This is a genomic window from Variovorax sp. P4_B11, assembly GCF_056402355.1.
Window position 1 is genome coordinate 17,707 of record NZ_JBFUHO010000035.1, and the last position, 17,065, is coordinate 34,771.

Consider the following 17,065-nt stretch of genomic DNA (forward strand, 5'->3'; position numbering starts at 1 on the left):
CACGAAAGAGACTTCCATGGCACGCACGCTCTACGACAAACTCTGGGACGAACACGTCGTCCACACCGAGGAAGACGGCACCGCGATCCTCTACATCGATCGCCACCTGGTGCACGAAGTGACCAGCCCGCAGGCCTTCGAAGGGCTGCGCGAGGCCGGCCGCAAGCTGTGGCGCATCAGCTCGGTGGTGGCCACGGCCGACCACAACACGCCGACCACCGGCTGGGAGCGCGGCTACGACGGCATCGCCGACCCGACCAGCAAGGAACAGGTCACGACCCTGGACAGCAACATCAAGGAATTCGGCGCCGCCGCCTTCTTTCCGTTCCTGAGCAAGCGCCAGGGCATCGTGCACGTGATCGGGCCCGAGTCGGGCGCCACCTTGCCCGGCATGACCGTGGTCTGCGGCGATTCGCACACCTCCACGCACGGCGCCTTCGGCGCGCTGGCGCACGGCATCGGCACCAGCGAAGTCGAGCACGTCATGGCGACCCAGACCCTGCTCGGCAAGAAGGCGAAGAACCTGCTCGTGAAGGTCGAGGGCAAGTTGCCGCTCGGCTGCACCGCCAAGGACATCGTGCTCGCGATCATCGGCAAGATCGGCACCGCGGGCGGCACTGGCTACACCATCGAATTCGCCGGCTCGGCGATCCGCGACCTCAGCATGGAAGGCCGCATGACGGTCTGCAACATGGCGATCGAGGCCGGCGCGCGCGCCGGGCTGGTGGCGGTCGACGAGAAGACCATCGCCTACGTCAAGGGCCGTCCGCTGGCGCCGACCGGCGTCGAATGGGAGCAGGCGGTCGCCTATTGGAAGACCTTGCAGTCCGACCCCGGCGCGCACTTCGACCACGTGGTCGAACTCGACGCCACGCAGATCAAGCCGCAGGTCACCTGGGGCACCTCGCCCGAGATGGTGGTGCCGATCGATGGCCGCGTGCCCGACCCCGACAAGGAAAAGGACGCCGGCAAGCGCGGCGCGATCGAACGCGCCCTGGTCTACATGGGACTGGAACCCAACAAGCCCATGAACGACATCTTCATCGACAAGGTGTTCATCGGTTCCTGCACCAACAGCCGCATCGAGGACATGCGCGAGGCCGCGGCGGTGGTCAAGAAGCTCGGCCGGAAGGTGGCGAAGAATGTCAAGCTCGCGATGGTCGTGCCGGGCTCCGGCGTGGTGAAGGAACAGGCCGAGCGCGAAGGGCTCGACCAGATCTTCAAGGCCGCGGGCTTCGAATGGCGCGAACCCGGCTGCTCGATGTGCCTCGCGATGAACGCCGACCGCCTCGAGCCCGGCGAGCGCTGCGCCTCGACCAGCAACCGCAACTTCGAAGGCCGCCAGGGCGCCGGTGGCCGCACCCACCTCGTGAGCCCTGCGATGGCCGCTGCGGCTGCCGTGCACGGCCATTTCGTCGACGTCCGAATCTTCGCCTGACCCAGGAGCCCACACCATGCAGAAATTCACCGTACACAAGGGCCTCGTGGCGCCGCTGGACCGCGAGAACGTCGACACCGACGCGATCATCCCGAAGCAGTTCCTCAAGTCGATCAAGAAGACCGGCTTCGGCCAGAACCTGTTCGACGCCTGGCGCTATCTCGATCCGGGCGAACCGGGCCAGGATCCGGCGTCGCGCAAGCCGAACCCCGATTTCGTGCTGAACCAGCCGCGCTATGCCGGCGCATCGATCCTGCTGGCGCGACAGAACTTCGGTTGCGGCTCGTCGCGCGAGCATGCGCCCTGGGCGCTCGACCAATACGGCTTTCGCGCGATCATCGCGCCGAGCTATGCGGACATCTTCTTCAACAACAGCTTCAAGAACGGCCTGCTGCCGATCGTGCTGCCCGAGGCGCAGGTCGCTCAATTGTTCGACCAGACCTTCGCCTTCCCGGGCTACAGCCTGACGATCGACCTCGAGCGCCAGGTGGTCATCAAGCCGGACGGCGGCGAATTCGCCTTCGACGTCCAGGCCTTCCGCAAGTACTGCCTGGTCAACGGCCTCGACGACATCGGCCTGACGCTGCGCCACAAGGACAAGATCAAGGCCTTCGAGGCCGCGCGCCTGGCGCAGAAGCCCTGGCTGGCGCACACGATGCTCGACGCCTGAAAGACATGTGGCCCCCACGCTCGGCACTGCGTGTCCTCGCTGCCCCCCCGAGGGGGYCGCAGGCCGCCTTGGGGCGGCCCGGCGCCGGCCTGGTGGCCCCCACGCTCGGCACTGCGTGTCCTCGCTGCCCCCCGAGGGGGCCGCAGGCCGCCTTGGGGCGGCCCGGCGCCGGCCTGAAACCCTCCCGTTTAACCGCAACCTCCGTACAAACCCCTCATGAAAATCGCAGTCCTCCCCGGTGACGGCATCGGCACCGAAATCGTCGCCGAAGCCATCCGCGTGCTCGAAACGCTCGATCTCAAGTTCGAGATGGAGTCGGCCCTGGTCGGCGGCGCGGCCTACGAAGCCCATGGCCACCCGCTGCCGGAATCGACGCTGAAGCTGGCCAAGGAAGCCGATGCCGTGCTGTTCGGCGCCGTCGGCGACTGGAAGTACGACAAGCTCGAACGCTCGCTGCGTCCCGAACAGGCCATCCTGGGCCTGCGCAAGAACCTCGGCCTGTTCGCCAACTTCCGCCCGGCCATCTGCTACGAGCAGCTGGTCGGTGCCTCCAGCCTCAAGCCCGAGCTGATCGCAGGCCTGGACATCCTCATCATTCGCGAGCTGACCGGCGACATCTACTTCGGCCAGCCGCGTGGCCGCCGCACCGCGGTCGACGGCCACTTCCCAGGCGCCGAGGAAGCCTTCGACACCATGCGCTACTCGCGCCCCGAGGTCGAGCGCATCGCCCACGTCGCCTTCCAGGCGGCCCGCAAGCGCAGCAAGCGCGTGACCAGCGTCGACAAGGCCAACGTGCTCGAGACCTTCCAGTTCTGGAAGGACATCGTGACCGAGGTCGGCCGCGAATATCCGGACGTCGAACTCGACCACATGTACGTCGACAACGCCGCCATGCAGTTGGTCAAGGCACCGAAGAAATTCGACGTCGTGGTCACCGGCAACATGTTCGGCGACATCCTGTCGGACGAGGCGGCGATGCTCACCGGCTCGATCGGCATGCTGCCCTCGGCCTCGCTGAATGCCAGCAACCAGGGCCTCTACGAGCCCAGCCACGGCAGCGCGCCCGACATTGCGGGCAAGGGGGTTGCCAATCCTTTGGCTACAATCCTGTCTGCTGCCATGATGCTTCGCTTCTCCCTCAACCAGCCCGAGGCTGCCGACCGGATCGAGTCGGCGGTCCAATCCGTGCTGGCGCAGGGCCTGCGTACGGCAGACATCTGGTCCGGGGGCACCATCAAGGTCGGCACCCGCGAAATGGGCGACGCCGTGGTGGCTGCCATCACCAAAAAGACGATTACCGGCTAAACCAGCCCGCTTCGTCACGCCCTCCCCGGCTCTGACGAGCCGGGCGCGAAGAGAAGACAGTTTCTTTTTTCACAAGGGCAAATTGAAATGGCGAACGCAAATCAACCTCTGGTCGGCCTCGTGGGCTGGCGCGGCATGGTCGGCTCGGTCCTGATGGACCGGATGCAGGCCGAAGGGGACTTCGGACTGATCGAGCCGGTCTTCTTCTCGACTTCCAACGCCGGCGGCAAGGCCCCGGCGATGGCCAAGAACGAAACCGCGCTGAAGGACGCCCACGACATCGAGGCACTGAAGAAGTGCGACATCGTCGTCACGGCCCAGGGCGGCGACTACACGACCGAGGTGTTCCCGAAGCTGCGTGCGGCCGGCTGGAAGGGCCACTGGATCGACGCAGCCTCGACGCTGCGCATGGACGACGACGCCATCATCGTGCTCGACCCGGTCAACCTGCCGGTGATCCAGAACGCGCTCGCCAAGGGCGGCAAGAACTGGATCGGCGGCAACTGCACCGTCAGCTGCATGCTGATGGGCGTCGGCGCGCTCTACAAGGCCGGCCTGGTCGAGTGGATGACCAGCATGACCTATCAGGCGGCCTCGGGCGGCGGCGCCCAGCACATGCGCGAGCTGCTGACCCAGTTCGGCACGCTCAACGCCGAGGTCCGCGCACTGCTCGACGATCCCAAGTCGGCCATCCTCGAGATCGACCGCAAGGTGCTGGCCAGGCAGCAGTCGCTGAGCGCCGCCGAGACCGCCAATTTCGGCGCCCCGCTGGGCGGCAGCCTGATCCCCTGGATCGACAAGGACCTGGGCGACGGCATGAGCAAGGAAGAGTGGAAGGGCGGCGCCGAGACCAACAAGATCCTCGGCCAGGGCGCCGGCTTCGGCACCGCGGCGACGCCGGTCGATGGCTTCTGCGTGCGCATCGGCGCCATGCGCTGCCACAGCCAGGCGCTGACCTTCAAGCTCAAGAAGGACGTGCCGGTGGCCGACATCGAGGCGCTGATCGCCGCCGACAACGAATGGGTCAAGGTGGTGCCGAACACCCGCGAGGCCACTGTCAAGGACCTGACGCCGGTCGCGGTCACCGGCACCATGACGATCCCGGTCGGCCGGGTCCGCAAGCTGGCGATGGGACCGGAATACGTCGGCGCCTTCACCATCGGCGACCAGCTGCTGTGGGGCGCCGCCGAACCGCTGCGCCGCATGCTGCGCATCCTTCTGGAAGCTTGAGCCATTGATTCGCGCCCTCTTCGGAGGGCGCGCCGTTGCGGCGGTGCAACGGCAAATGCATGACGAAGTTTGCACGCACTGGGGAGACAAGCCTTGTCGCCTTGTCAGTGCCGAGTGTTGATGTTAACGTCCCCTTACACTTTTGGGCCGAGCTGCCCCCTCACAGCATGACACGACAATCGTTGCCTGCGGCCCGCCTTTTGGCCACCCCCCCGAGTTCGACGATCCCTGGCCGGAGTCAACTCACGCTGGTCAGCGCGGCGGTGGCCTTGGCTCTGGGCGGTTTCGCCGCCGACGCCAGCGCGCTCGCACTGGGACGGCTGAACGTGCAGTCGGCGCTGGGCGAACCGCTGCGGGCCGAAATCGAGATCACCGAGATCACGGCCGCCGAGGCCGACAACCTCAAGGTCAACATCGCCTCCACCGAGGCTTTCCGCGCCGCCGGCGTTCCTTACAACGCCGCCCTGTCGGACGTCCGGGTCGGCGTCCAGAAACGCCCGGATGGCCGCTACGTGGTGCGCCTCAGCAGCAACCGGCTGTTGAGCGAACCCTTCGTCGACCTGCTGCTCGAGGCCAACTGGAGCTCGGGCCGTATCGTCCGCGACTACACGGTCCTGCTCGACCCGCCGGCCAGCCGCCAGGCTGCGGCCCAGGTCGCTCCGACAGCACCCCAGATCGCCCCGCAGCGTGTCGCGCCGGCCGTCGTGCAGGCAGCTCCAAGCCGGCGCGAACGCCCGGTCGCCACGGCACCTGCCGCGCCCGCCGCCCCGGCGGACAGTGGCACGGTTCGCACCGGCAGCAGCGAGCAGGTCAAGGTCCAGCCGGGCGATACCGCCGGCAAGATCGCCGCCGCCTACAAGCCGGCCGAGGTCTCGCTCGACCAGATGCTCGTGGCCCTGCTGCGCGCCAATCCGAACGCCTTCATCGGCGGCAACGTCAACCGGATCAAGGCCGGGGCCGTGCTCGACGTGCCCGGCGCACCCCAGGCCGAAGCCATCCCGGCGTCCGAAGCCCGACGGATGGTCACCGCGCAGAGCCAGGACTTCGGCGAGTACCGCCGCCGTCTGGCCGACAACGCGCCGACCTCGCGGGTGGCCGATGCCGACCGCCAGACCTCGGGCAAGCTGCAAGCCAATGTCGAGGACCGCAATGCGGCCAATGCCGCGAGCGACAAGCTCAAGATCTCCCAGGGCATCGCCCCGGGACGCCCGACCGAGGAGCAGATCGCCCAGGCGCGCCAGACGCAGGCCAGCAACGCGCGCGTGGCCGAGCTGTCGAAGAACATCTCGGAACTGAACAAGATCCAGGCCGCCAGCGGCGCCGTGCCGGCCGCGGCCAGTCCGGCCCCGGCGCCTGCTTCCGCGGCCCCCGCCGCACCGGCCGCCACCCCCCGCCCTGCCTCCGCAGCAGCGCCGGCAGCAGCACCTGCAGCAGCGCCGGCAGCCGCACCTGCAACAGCGCCCGCCGCAGCGCCGGCAGCCGCAACACCGGCGACTCCGGCACCGGCGGCCACACCCGCCGCCTCGGCACCTGCACCTGCACCTGCGCCTGTAGCCGCCCCTGCCGCCCCCGCGGCTTCTTCCGCAGCCCCGGCAGTGGCTGCTGCCGCCTCCGCCCCGGCCGCCGCACCCGCGGTGACCGCCCCGGCCGCGGCCGCCAAGCCGGCCGCCAAGGCGCCGCCCCCGCCGCCGCCCGCGCAGCCGAGCTTCTTCTCCGAGCTGCTCGACAACCCGCTGATGGCCGGCGCCGCCGCGCTGATCGCCCTGCTGATCGGTGTCCTGCTCTACCGCGTGCTCGGCCGCAAGCGCCGCGATGCCGGAGACAGCGTGTTCATCGAAAGCCGGATTCCCAAGGACTCCTTCTTCGGCGCCAGCGGCGGCGAGTCGGTGGACACCAAGAACCGCGGCAACTCCGTCGTGTCGTCGCTGTCGTATTCGCCGAGCCAGCTGGATGCCGGCGACGTCGACCCGGTGGCCGAGGCCGACGTCTACCTGGCCTACGGCCGCGACCTCCAGGCCGAGGAAATCCTGCGCGAGGCCCTGCGGGTCAATCCCGAACGCACCGCGATCCATCTCAAGCTGCTCGAGATCCATGCCAAGCGCCGCGACCTGCGCGCCTACGAAGCGCTCGCGGCCGACGTCCACAAGCTGACCGGGGGCACAGGCAGCGAATGGAACCGCGTGGTCGAACTCGGCAAGGACCTCGATCCGGGCAATCCGCTCTACGAGAGCGGCAACCGCGGCGGTGTGTCCGCCGCCGAAGCCGCCGCCTTCGCCGGCACCCTCGCCGCCGCCAGCGCCCCAGTGCCGCTCGCACCGGCGCCCGCACCCGTGAAGGAAGCGCCGCCGCCGGCCTTCATGCCGTCGGTGGCGCCTCTGGACTTCGATCTCGACCTGAACCCACCGCCGGCAACGACCGCCCCGGCCTCGGTCACGGCCAGCCTGCCCCTGACCCCGGCGGCGGCGCCGAAGCCGTTCCAGGCGATCGCCCCCGAGTTGCCGAGCACGGTCACCGCGCCGCTCAACGGCCACGCGCCGGCCCGCCAGGTTCCCAGCCGGCTCGATCTCGAGAACGACTTCGATACCGCCCCTGCGGCCCTCGAGCCGCGCGCGCGTGAAGCGTCGCAGCCCGACGAGGAGCGCACCCAGCCCGCCCCCCTGCGCGCCGGCCTGCCCACGGATTCAGGCTTCATCGAATTCGACATGAGCTCGCTGGCCGGCCTGTCGAACCGCACCCCGCCCGACACCGAGCGCGGCCGCCTCGAGGCGATCGACGACAGCGGCGAAAACCCGCACGCGATCAAGCTCTCGCTGGCACGCGAACTGAAGGCGCTCGGCGACGTCGAGGGTGCCCGCTCGCTGGTCGAGGAAGTGGCCGCCGAAAGCGCCGGCGACATCAAGGCCGAAGCCAAGCAACTGCTCGGCCAATTGCGCTGAGCGGCCATGCGGCCGCCGATTCTGCTGTGAGGCTGGCCCTCGGCATCCGCTACAACGGACAGGCCTACCAGGGCTGGCAAAGCCAGCTCTCGGGCCGCACGGTGCAAGACAAGCTCGAGGCGGCGCTGAGCCAGTTCGCCGCCCAGCCGATCTCGACCCTGTGCGCCGGCCGCACCGACACCGGCGTCCACGGCCTGATGCAGGTGGTGCACTTCGATACCTCCATCGAGCGCCGGCCCATCTCCTGGGTCCGCGGCACCAACCGCTTCCTGCCGCCCGACATCGCCGTGCAATGGGCGCAGCCGGTGCCCGACCCGTTCCACTGCCGGGCCAGTGCGTTGACCCGCCGCTACCTGTACGTGCTGTCGCAATCGCCGGTCCGCCCGAGCCTCGACGCCGGCCGGGTCGGCTGGTCGATGCGTGCGCTCGACGGCGATGCGATGCGCGCCGCCGCCACCGTGCTGGTGGGACAGCACGATTTCAGCTCTTTCCGCGCCTCGGCCTGCCAAGCCCGCTCGCCGGTCAAGGACCTGCGCCGCATCGAGATCACGCGCCACGGCGAGGGCGAGCGCTGCCGCTGGCATTTCGAGTTCGAGGCCGACGCCTTCCTGCACCACATGATCCGCAACATCATGGGCTGCCTGGTGCGCATCGGCCACGGCGATGCGGCGCCCGAATGGATGGCCGAGGTGCTGGCCGCGCGCAGCCGGGTGGTCGCGGCCCCCACCTTTTCTGCCGCCGGACTCTACTTCCTGGGACCGCTGTACGACGCCGGCTGGGGCCTGCCGCCCGAGGCGACGCTGCAGGCCGACCGCGCTGCGTATGATGGCCCGCCATGACCACTCCCGCCGCCTTCCCGCTCCCCCGCACCCGCGTCAAGATCTGCGGACTGACGCGTGAGGCCGACGTCGACGCCGCGGTCGAGGCCGGCGCGGACGCGGTCGGCTTCGTGCTCTATCCCGCCAGCCCGCGTGCAGTGACGGCCGAGCGCGCCGCCGCACTGGCCGGGCGGCTGCCGCCCTTCGTGACGCCGGTGCTGCTGTTCGTCAACGCGTCGGCGCCGGCGACCCTCGATGCGCTGGCGCGCGTGGCCGGCGCCATGGCCCAGTTCCACGGCGACGAGACGCCCGAACAGTGCTGGGAAGCCAGCGGCCGCGGCGCCCACCGCTACATGCGGGCGGCCCGGATTCCGCTCGGCGCCGCCGGGGCTTCCTTCGACCTCGTAAAATATGCGTCCGATTACTCCCGCGCCCAGGCCATCCTGCTCGACGCCCATGTCGAAGCCTATGGCGGTGGCGGCAAGGCATTCGATTGGTCACTTCTTCCACCCGCCGTCGACGCTCACCTCGTCTTGAGTGGTGGGCTCGCACCTGCAAACGTGGGCGATGGCATTCGTCAGCTGCGGACGCGCTGCAAGTCGCTGTCCGTTGACGTGAGTTCGGGCGTCGAGGCCGCCAAGGGCCTCAAGGACGCCGCGAAGATCCGCGAATTCGTGGCCGCCGTGCGGGCGGCCGATGCCTTTTCCCCAGTTCACTAGCCAGCGCGCCGCCTCGATCCGCGGGCGCCGGCCCAACGCAGCGAGACCATGGACACCTACCAGCAACCCGACGCCAGCGGCCATTTCGGCATCTACGGCGGCACTTTCGCGAGCGAGACGCTGACCCACGCGATCAGCGAACTGCGCGATGCCTACGCCCGGTACAAGGACGACCCCGAGTTCCTCGCCGAATTCCACTACGAACTGGCCCATTTCGTGGGCCGGCCGTCGCCGATCTACCACGCGGCGCGCACCAGCCGCGAGATCGGCGGCGCCCAGATCTACCTCAAGCGCGAGGACCTGAACCACACCGGCGCCCACAAGGTCAACAACACCATCGGCCAGGCGATGCTCGCCAAGCGCATGGGCAAGCCGCGCGTGATCGCCGAAACGGGCGCCGGCCAGCACGGCGTGGCGACCGCCACGATCTGCGCCCGCTACGGGCTCGAATGCGTGGTCTACATGGGCAGCCAGGACGTCAAGCGCCAGAGCCCGAACGTGTACCGCATGAACCTGCTCGGCGCCACCGTGGTGCCGGTCGAGTCGGGCAGCAAGACCCTGAAGGATGCGCTCAACGAGGCGATGCGCGACTGGGTCACCAACGTCGAGAACACCTTCTACATCATCGGCACCGTGGCCGGCCCGCACCCCTATCCGATGATGGTGCGCGACTTCCAGAGCGTGATCGGCACCGAGTGCATCGTGCAGATGCCGGCCATGCTGGCGGCGCAGGGCATCACCGGCGAGGCCGAGGGCAAGCAGCCCGACGTGGTGGTGGCCTGCGTGGGCGGCGGAAGCAACGCGATGGGCATCTTCCATCCGTACATCCCGTTCGAGCGCACGCGGCTAATCGGCGTCGAGGCCGCCGGCGAAGGCCTGGACAGCGGCAAGCATGCGGCCTCGATCCTGCGCGGCAGTCCGGGCGTGCTGCACGGCAACCGCACCTACCTGCTGCAGAACGACGACGGCCAGGTCACCGAGACCCACAGCATCAGCGCCGGCCTGGACTATCCGGGCGTCGGCCCCGAGCACGCCTACCTGGCCGACATCGGCCGCGCCGAATACGTCGGCATCACCGACGGCGAGGCGCTGGAGGCCTTCCACTACCTGTGCCGGACCGAAGGCATCATTCCGGCGCTCGAATCGAGCCACGCCTTCGCCTACGCGATGAAGCTGGCGAAGACGATGCGGCCGGACCAGTCGATCCTGGTCAATCTCTCGGGCCGGGGCGACAAGGACATCGGCACCGTGGCCGACCTCTCGGGCGTCGATTTCTACGACCGGCCGTCGATGCGCGGCCTCCAGGTGAAGGGAGGCAAGGCATGAGCCGGATTGCTGCCACCTTCGACGCCCTGCAGAAACAGGGCCGCAAGGCATTGATTCCCTACGTGACGGCCGGCTTCCCGTATGCCGACATCACGCCCGCCCTGATGCACGGCATGGTCGCCGCCGGGGCCGACGTGATCGAGCTCGGCGTGCCCTTCTCCGACCCGATGGCCGACGGCCCGGTGATCCAGCAGGCCGGCGAGGCCGCGCTGGCGCTCGGCGTCGGCATGAAGCAGGTGCTGGCCATGGTGACCGCCTTCCGCGAGACCGACACCGCCACGCCGGTGGTGCTGATGGGCTACGCCAACCCGGTCGAGCGCTATGACGGCGTGCACGGCAAGGGCGCCTTCATCCGCGACGCCGCGGCCGCCGGCGTCGACGGCCTGCTGGTGGTCGACTACCCGCCCGAGGAATGCGAGGACTTCGCCGCCGCCCTGCAGGCCCGCGGCATCGACCTGATCTTCCTGCTGGCGCCGACCAGCACCGACGAGCGCATGGCCCAGGTCGGCCGCATCGCGACGGGCTATGTCTACTACGTCTCGCTGAAAGGCGTGACCGGTGCCGGCCACCTCGACACCGATGCGGTCGGCCGGATGATCCCGCGGATCCGCCGGCATGTGGGCGTGCCGGTCGGCGTCGGTTTCGGTATCCGCGATGCACGCACGGCCCAGGCGGTCGGTGCGAGCGCCGACGCGGTCGTGATCGGCACCCGCATCATCCAGCTGATCGACGGCCAGCCCCGCGACGCCGTGGTGCCGCGGGTGCGCGAATTCCTGGCCGAGATCCGCCAGGCGCTCGACGCCCTGCCCGCCGCCACGCCCCGGACCACGGCTGGCGGATAATCCATGCCCACACAAGGAGAAATGATGACGCCCCACGCTGTGCACTTCGTGTCTTCGCTGCCCCCCGGGGGGGCGTTTCACCTTGGGGCGGCCCGGCGGTGAAACCATGAGCTGGCTTGAAAAACTGCTTCCCCCCAAGATCACGCCGACCGACCCGAGCGAGCGGCGCCAGATGCCCGAGGGCCTCTGGATCAAGTGCCCGAGCTGCGAGACGGTGCTCTACAAGACCGACCTGGAACACAACCAGAACGTCTGCCCGAGCTGCGGCCACCACCACCGCATCGGCGCCCGGGCCCGGCTCGACGCCTTCCTCGACCCCGAGGGCCGCTACGAGATCGGCCAGGAGGTGCTGCCGGTCGACGCCCTGAAGTTCAAGGACAGCCGCAAGTACCCCGAGCGGCTCAAGGAGGCGCTCGAGAACACCGGCGAGACCGACGCCCTGGTGGTCATCGGCGGCTCGGTGCACAGCATCAACGTGGTGGTCGCCTGCTTCGAGTTCGACTTCATGGGCGGCAGCATGGGCAGCGTGGTCGGCGAGCGCTTCGTGCGCGGCGTCGAAACGGCCATCGAGCAGAAGGTGCCCTTCATCTGCTTCACCGCCACCGGCGGCGCGCGGATGCAGGAAGGCCTGCTTTCGCTGATGCAGATGGCCAAGACCAACGCGGCGCTGACCCGCCTGGCCAAGAAGGGCCTGCCCTATATCAGCGTGCTGACCGACCCGACCATGGGCGGTGTGAGTGCCGGCTTCGCTTTCGTCGGCGACGTCGTGATCGCCGAGCCCAAGGCGCTGATCGGTTTCGCCGGCCCGCGCGTGATCGAGTCGACCGTGCGGGTGACCCTGCCTGAAGGCTTCCAGCGTGCCGAGTTCCTGCAAACCAAGGGCGCGATCGACTTCATCTGCGATCGCCGCGAACTGCGCAAGACGATTGCCAGCACGCTGGCGATGCTGCTGCGCCAACCCGCCGACGCGGTGGACTAGATATCGCTCGCCCCCAGGTCGGGCTCACTTCGTGTAGCCCTCCCACCCCCTACCGGGGGCAACACCAGCGGCCCGGCAAAGCCGGTTCCGCGGTGTTTCACCAACGGGCCTGGCTGCGCCGGCCGCGCACGGTCAACCGAGAGTGAAGGCGGCTTGCATCAGGTTGCCGAGGATGATGGCAACGACCTGCAGCAGCACGATCACGGCCAGCACCGACAGGTCGACACCGCCGATCAGCGGGATGAAGCGGCGCAGCGGCCGAACCAGCGGTTCGGCCAGACGCGCGATCAGGTCGTGCAGCATCGACGACGCGCTCGGCACCCAGGACAGCACGGCGTAGACGATCAGCAGCGCGGTCAGCCCCGACACCGCGAGTTGCAGCAGACCGACCACTGACACCAGCGGCAGCACGGCCCAGCGCCCGACGCCGCCCAGCAGCAGCCACAGAAGCAGGAACTTCGCCAGCACCAGCAGCCAGGCGGCCACCGCACTGGCCAGGTCCCAGCGCTTGGCCGACGGGATCACGCGGCGCAGCGGCAGCACGATCCAGTCGCTGACCGCGAACACGAAACGCCCCAGCGGATTGCCGAAAGGCACCCGGTGGTATTGCATGTAGAGACGCAGCAGGCAAGCGCCGCCCAGGAGGCCGACGATCACGTCGAGCAGGAACGAGGGGATCTGATAGAACATGGCGCGTGGTCGTGAAGGAATGCGATGATAGCCACGCAAAGGTTCATCGATGACGACACAACCCCTTCTGCGCTCCCTCCCTTTGTTCCCGCTCGGCACGGTGCTGTTTCCCGACGGCCTGCTGCCCTTGCGGATCTTCGAGGTCCGCTACCTCGACATGATCGGGCGCTGCCACAAGAACGGTGCACCCTTCGGCGTCGTCAGCCTGACGCAGGGCACGGAGGTGCGCCGCGCCGGCGCCGAAGCCGAGGCCTTCGCGGAGGTCGGCACGCTCGCCGTGATCCGCGAGTTCGATGCCCCGCAGGCCGGCCTGCTGCAGATCGAATGCATCGGCACGCAGCGTTTTCGCGTGCGCACCAGCGAACTGCAGAAATACGGCCTCTGGACCGCCGAGGTCGAGGCCGTCGCCGACGACAGGCCGCTGGCACTGCCCGAAGACCTGCAGCACACCGCCGACGCGCTGCGGCGCCTCGTCGACACCCTCGAGGAGCGGCGCCGCCTGGAAGGCGACGACAGCGTCCGGCTGCCGATCGGCGCACCGCACCGTTTCGAGGATTGCGGCTGGGTTGCCAACCGCTGGTGCGAACTGCTGCCGATGCAGACCGAACTCAAGCAGCGCCTGATGGCGCTCGACAGTCCGTTGATGCGCCTGGAACTGGTCAGCGACCTGCTCGTGCGGGCCGGCATCACGAAGTAGCGCCGCCCGTTAAAATGTCGGGTTGCGCGCTTTTTGCCGCGCCCTCAATCCAGCGCCCATGTCCGACCACCTGACTCCATCCGTTCCCGCGCCTGCCGCGGCCTCCGCACCGACGCCGGCCGTCGACGACAACCAGCTCATGGCCGAACGGCGCGAGAAGCTCAAGGCGCTGCGCAGCGCCCAGGCGGAAGGCAAGGGGGTCGCGTTCCCGAACGACTTCAAGCCCGGCCACCGCGCCGCCGCCCTGCTCGCCGCCCACGGCGAGGCCGAGCCCGGGGCGCTCGAAGCCACGCCGATCCCGGTCAGCGTGGCCGGCCGCATGATGCTCAAGCGCGTGATGGGCAAGGCCAGCTTCGCGACCCTGCAGGACGCCACCGGACGCATCCAGCTCTATGTCCAGCGCGAAGCCATCGGCGACGAGGCCTATGCCGAATTCAAGCACTGGGACCTCGGCGACATCGTCGGCGCCGAAGGCACGGTCTTCAAGACCAAGACCGGCGAGCTGTCGGTCAAGGTGACCAGGCTGCGCCTGCTCACCAAGAGCCTGCGGCCGCTGCCCGACAAGTTCCACGGCATGGCCGACCAGGAGCAGAAGTACCGCCAGCGCTATGTCGACCTGATCACCGACGCCACGGCGCGCGATCGCTTCACGGCACGCAGCCGCGCCGTCAGCGCGCTGCGCGAGTTCATGGTGGCCAACGACTTCCTCGAGGTCGAGACGCCGATGCTGCATCCGATCCCGGGCGGCGCCAACGCCAAGCCCTTCAAGACGCACCACAACGCGCTCGACCAGGAGATGTTCCTGCGCATCGCGCCCGAGCTGTACCTCAAGCGGCTGATCGTCGGCGGCTTCGAGCGCGTGTTCGAGATCAACCGCAGCTACCGCAACGAAGGCATCTCGGTCCGGCACAACCCCGAGTTCACGATGATGGAGTTCTACGCGGCCTACTGGAACTACCGCGACCTGATGGACTTCACCGAGACGCTGATCCGCACCATCGCGGACAAGGCGGTCGGCAGCCAGCAGCTCGCGTACCAGGGCAAGCCGGTCGACCTCGCCCAGCCCTTCGAGCGGCTCACGATCCGCGAGGCGATCCTCAAGCACACCGATGCCGGCAGCAACGTCGACGATGCCGCCTGGCTCGTCAACGCGCTGCGCAAGATCGGCCTCAGCGAGGAAAAGGACAAGCTCTCCCAGCGCAGCCTCGCGAGCCTGCAGGTCATGTACTTCGAGGAAACCGTCGAAGAGAAGCTCTGGCAGCCGACCTTCATCATGGAGCACCCGACCGAGATCTCGCCGCTGGCGCGCGCCAACGACGAGCGTCCCGAGGTCACCGAACGCTTCGAGCTCTACATCACGGGGCGCGAGTTCGGCAACGGCTTCAGCGAGCTCAACGACGCCGAAGACCAGGCCGCGCGCTTCAACGCCCAGGTCGCGGCCAAGGACAGCGGCGACGACGAAGCCATGTTCTACGACCACGACTTCGTGCGTGCGCTCGAATACGGCATGCCGCCCACCGGCGGCTGCGGCATCGGCATCGACCGCCTGATGATGCTCCTGACCGACTCGCCGAGCATCCGCGACGTGATCCTGTTCCCGGCCCTGCGTCGCGAATCTTGAGCCGGCACGCACCCGCGATCGGGATCGACTTCGGCACGTCGAATTCCGCCGCCGCCTGCGTGGGCGAGGACGGCCTCGCCCGGCCGCTGCGGCTCGAAGGCTCGGCGATCGCGATCCCGACCGCGATCTTCTTCAACGCCGAAGATCGCAGCACGCATTTCGGCCGCGAGGCGATGGCCCTCTACCTGGCCGGCACCGAAGGCCGCCTGATGCGTTCGCTCAAGAGCATCCTGGGCAGCGCGCTGATGCAGGAGCCGACCGAGATCGACAACCAGCCGGTGAGCTTCGAGGACATCATCACGCTGTTCCTCGCCGAGCTCGGCAGCCGGGCCCGCCAGCAGCTCGGCACCCCGCCCGGCCGGGTCGTGATCGGCCGCCCGATCCGCTTCGTCGACGACGACGACAGGCGCGACGCGCTGGCCGAAGCCTCGTTGCGCCAGGCGGCCGAGAACGCCGGACTCGGCGAAGTCACGTTCCAGTACGAGCCGATCGCCGCCGCCTTCGACTTCGAGCGCCGCGTGAGCCGCGAATCGCTGGTACTGATCGTCGACATCGGCGGCGGCACCTCCGACTTCACGGTGGTGCGGCTCGGCCCCGAGCGCATGCGCCACCCCGACCGCGCCGGCGACGTGCTGGCCACCACCGGCATCCACATCGGCGGCACCGACTACGACCAGCGGCTGAGCCTGGCCTGCGCGATGCCGCACCTGGGCTTCCGGCACCACGGGCCGCAGGGCCGCGAAGTGCCGAGCCGGACCTTCTTCGATCTGTCGACCTGGCACCTGATCAACTGGCTGCAGACACCGAAGTCGATCCGCCAGGTGCAGGAACTGCGCAGCAGCTACCTCGACAACCGGCTGCACGACCGGCTCATGAACGTGCTCGAGAACCGCGAAGGGCACCGCGTGGCGAGCGAGGTCGAGGAGGCCAAGATCCGGAGTTCGATGACCGCCGACGAGGTGGCGATCGATCTTTCATGCGCCGAGCCGGGCCTGAAGGCCGCGCTGACCGCCGCCGGCATGGCGCAGCACCTCGCCACGCTGCTCGACAGCGTGGTCGGCTGCGCCCGCGAGTGCGTGCGGCGCGCGGGTCTGCAGTCCGGCGACCTCGACGCCATCTACCTGACCGGCGGCTCGTCGGCCCTGCGCCCGTTCCAGAGCGCCCTGCGCGACGCCTTCCCGGGGGTCGACGTGGTGGAAGGCGACCTGTTCGGCGGTGTGGCGGCCGGCCTGGCTTACGCCGCTTCGGCCGCCGCGAACGAGCGAAGCCCGCAACCCGCATGAAGTACCTCGCCGCGTACCCCGCGGCGCTGCGCGCCCAGGTCGAAGCGCTGGTCGCCGAAGGCCGGCTCGGCGACTGGCTGCAAAAGCGCTACCGCGCCCCGCACGACATCCGCACCGACCGCGCACTGTACGACTACGTCAGCGATCTCAAGAGCGAGTTCCTGCGCAACGCCGAGCCGCTGTCCAAGGTGGCGTTCGACAACAAGCTGCACGTGATCCGCAACGCGCTCGGCACCCACACCACGGTCTCGCGCGTGCAGGGCGGCAAGCTCAAGGCCAAGCGCGAGATCCGGGTCGCGAGCCTGTTCAAGGAAGTACCGATCGAGTGGCTGCGGATGATCGTCGTGCACGAGCTCGCGCACATGAAGGAGCGCGACCACGACAAGGCCTTCTACAAGCTGTGCACGCACATGGAACCCGACTACCACCAGCACGAGTTCGACCTGCGGCTGTACCTGACGCACCTGGACGGCGGCGGCGAACGGCTGTGGACGACGTCCGCCGCCTGAGC

General features: G+C 68.8%; 15 protein-coding genes. 14 read left to right on the forward strand and 1 reads right to left on the reverse strand.

The features are described 5' to 3' along the window. The first annotated feature begins 16 nt into the window (after positions 1-16). From leuC to accD, 10 genes are all read left to right on the forward strand, one after another. On the forward strand, positions 17-1,438 hold the full coding sequence (gene leuC, locus AC1DYD_RS26110) for a 3-isopropylmalate dehydratase large subunit (RefSeq protein ID WP_478175668.1): 1,422 nt from the start codon (positions 17-19) through the stop codon (positions 1,436-1,438). Between the two features lie 16 nt (positions 1,439-1,454). Then, positions 1,455-2,108 (forward strand): 3-isopropylmalate dehydratase small subunit, encoded by a 654-nt coding sequence (gene leuD, locus AC1DYD_RS26115; protein ID WP_478175669.1) that lies wholly within the window; start codon positions 1,455-1,457, stop codon positions 2,106-2,108. A gap of 216 nt (positions 2,109-2,324) precedes the next feature. After that, positions 2,325-3,413: a 3-isopropylmalate dehydrogenase gene (gene leuB, locus AC1DYD_RS26120; protein WP_478175670.1), complete on the forward strand. Its 1,089-nt coding sequence runs from the start codon at positions 2,325-2,327 to the stop codon at positions 3,411-3,413. A gap of 87 nt (positions 3,414-3,500) precedes the next feature. Further along, on the forward strand, positions 3,501-4,643 hold the full coding sequence (gene asd, locus AC1DYD_RS26125; RefSeq protein WP_478175671.1) for an aspartate-semialdehyde dehydrogenase: 1,143 nt from the start codon (positions 3,501-3,503) through the stop codon (positions 4,641-4,643). Positions 4,644-4,843: 200 nt separating this feature from the next. Beyond that, entirely contained in the window at positions 4,844-7,579 is a 2,736-nt protein-coding gene (locus AC1DYD_RS26130; protein WP_478175672.1) for a FimV/HubP family polar landmark protein, read from the forward strand. 26 nt (positions 7,580-7,605) lie between these two features. Continuing rightward, on the forward strand, positions 7,606-8,418 hold the full coding sequence (truA, locus tag AC1DYD_RS26135) for a tRNA pseudouridine(38-40) synthase TruA (RefSeq protein WP_478175673.1): 813 nt from the start codon (positions 7,606-7,608) through the stop codon (positions 8,416-8,418). Further along, complete coding sequence (locus AC1DYD_RS26140) at positions 8,415-9,116, forward strand: phosphoribosylanthranilate isomerase (RefSeq protein ID WP_478175674.1); 702 nt, start codon at positions 8,415-8,417, stop codon at positions 9,114-9,116. The genes truA and AC1DYD_RS26140 overlap by 4 nt, the downstream gene beginning before the upstream one ends. Before the next feature lie 48 nt (positions 9,117-9,164). Next, a complete protein-coding gene (gene trpB, locus AC1DYD_RS26145; RefSeq protein WP_478175675.1) occupies positions 9,165-10,442 on the forward strand; it encodes a tryptophan synthase subunit beta in 1,278 nt (425 codons plus the stop codon). Continuing rightward, the gene (gene trpA / locus AC1DYD_RS26150) at positions 10,439-11,284 is read left to right on the forward strand and encodes a tryptophan synthase subunit alpha (RefSeq protein WP_478175676.1); all 846 of its coding nucleotides are present in this window, start codon (positions 10,439-10,441) and stop codon (positions 11,282-11,284) included. The genes trpB and trpA overlap by 4 nt, the downstream gene beginning before the upstream one ends. A gap of 106 nt (positions 11,285-11,390) precedes the next feature. Continuing rightward, positions 11,391-12,263: an acetyl-CoA carboxylase, carboxyltransferase subunit beta gene (gene accD / locus AC1DYD_RS26155; protein WP_478175677.1), complete on the forward strand. Its 873-nt coding sequence runs from the start codon at positions 11,391-11,393 to the stop codon at positions 12,261-12,263. A 132-nt stretch (positions 12,264-12,395) separates the two neighbouring features. Here accD and AC1DYD_RS26160 read toward each other — a convergent pair whose 3' ends face one another. Continuing rightward, the gene (locus AC1DYD_RS26160; protein ID WP_478175678.1) at positions 12,396-12,953 is read right to left on the reverse strand and encodes a YggT family protein; all 558 of its coding nucleotides are present in this window, start codon (positions 12,951-12,953) and stop codon (positions 12,396-12,398) included. A 49-nt stretch (positions 12,954-13,002) separates the two neighbouring features. Between AC1DYD_RS26160 and AC1DYD_RS26165 the strand changes: the two genes are divergently transcribed. Genes AC1DYD_RS26165 through AC1DYD_RS26180 form a run of 4 tightly spaced genes read left to right on the forward strand, consistent with a single transcriptional unit; the run spans position 13,003 to position 17,063 of the window. Next, a complete protein-coding gene (locus tag AC1DYD_RS26165) occupies positions 13,003-13,650 on the forward strand; it encodes an LON peptidase substrate-binding domain-containing protein (RefSeq protein ID WP_478175679.1) in 648 nt (215 codons plus the stop codon). A 58-nt stretch (positions 13,651-13,708) separates the two neighbouring features. After that, positions 13,709-15,271, forward strand: a complete 1,563-nt coding sequence (lysS, locus tag AC1DYD_RS26170; protein WP_478175680.1) for a lysine--tRNA ligase — start codon at positions 13,709-13,711, stop codon at positions 15,269-15,271. Beyond that, the gene (locus AC1DYD_RS26175) at positions 15,268-16,554 is read left to right on the forward strand and encodes an Hsp70 family protein (RefSeq protein WP_478175681.1); all 1,287 of its coding nucleotides are present in this window, start codon (positions 15,268-15,270) and stop codon (positions 16,552-16,554) included. Before lysS ends, AC1DYD_RS26175 begins: the two co-directional genes overlap by 4 nt. Beyond that, a complete protein-coding gene (locus AC1DYD_RS26180; protein ID WP_478175682.1) occupies positions 16,551-17,063 on the forward strand; it encodes a M48 metallopeptidase family protein in 513 nt (170 codons plus the stop codon). Before AC1DYD_RS26175 ends, AC1DYD_RS26180 begins: the two co-directional genes overlap by 4 nt. Positions 17,064-17,065 lie beyond the last annotated feature (2 nt).

Bases quoted from the DNA above. Each gene is read 5' to 3' on its own strand.
- leuC (WP_478175668.1), top strand. From the start codon at position 17: ATGGCACGCACGCTCTACGACAAACTCTGGGACGAACACGTCGTCCAC.
- leuD (WP_478175669.1), top strand. From the start codon at position 1,455: ATGCAGAAATTCACCGTACACAAGGGCCTCGTGGCGCCGCTGGACCGC.
- leuB (WP_478175670.1), top strand. From the start codon at position 2,325: ATGAAAATCGCAGTCCTCCCCGGTGACGGCATCGGCACCGAAATCGTC.
- asd (WP_478175671.1), top strand. From the start codon at position 3,501: ATGGCGAACGCAAATCAACCTCTGGTCGGCCTCGTGGGCTGGCGCGGC.
- AC1DYD_RS26140 (WP_478175674.1), top strand. From the start codon at position 8,415: ATGACCACTCCCGCCGCCTTCCCGCTCCCCCGCACCCGCGTCAAGATC.
- trpB (WP_478175675.1), top strand. From the start codon at position 9,165: ATGGACACCTACCAGCAACCCGACGCCAGCGGCCATTTCGGCATCTAC.
- trpA (WP_478175676.1), top strand. From the start codon at position 10,439: ATGAGCCGGATTGCTGCCACCTTCGACGCCCTGCAGAAACAGGGCCGC.
- accD (WP_478175677.1), top strand. From the start codon at position 11,391: ATGAGCTGGCTTGAAAAACTGCTTCCCCCCAAGATCACGCCGACCGAC.
- AC1DYD_RS26160 (WP_478175678.1), bottom strand. From the start codon at position 12,953: ATGTTCTATCAGATCCCCTCGTTCCTGCTCGACGTGATCGTCGGCCTC.
- AC1DYD_RS26165 (WP_478175679.1), top strand. From the start codon at position 13,003: ATGACGACACAACCCCTTCTGCGCTCCCTCCCTTTGTTCCCGCTCGGC.
- lysS (WP_478175680.1), top strand. From the start codon at position 13,709: ATGTCCGACCACCTGACTCCATCCGTTCCCGCGCCTGCCGCGGCCTCC.
- AC1DYD_RS26180 (WP_478175682.1), top strand. From the start codon at position 16,551: ATGAAGTACCTCGCCGCGTACCCCGCGGCGCTGCGCGCCCAGGTCGAA.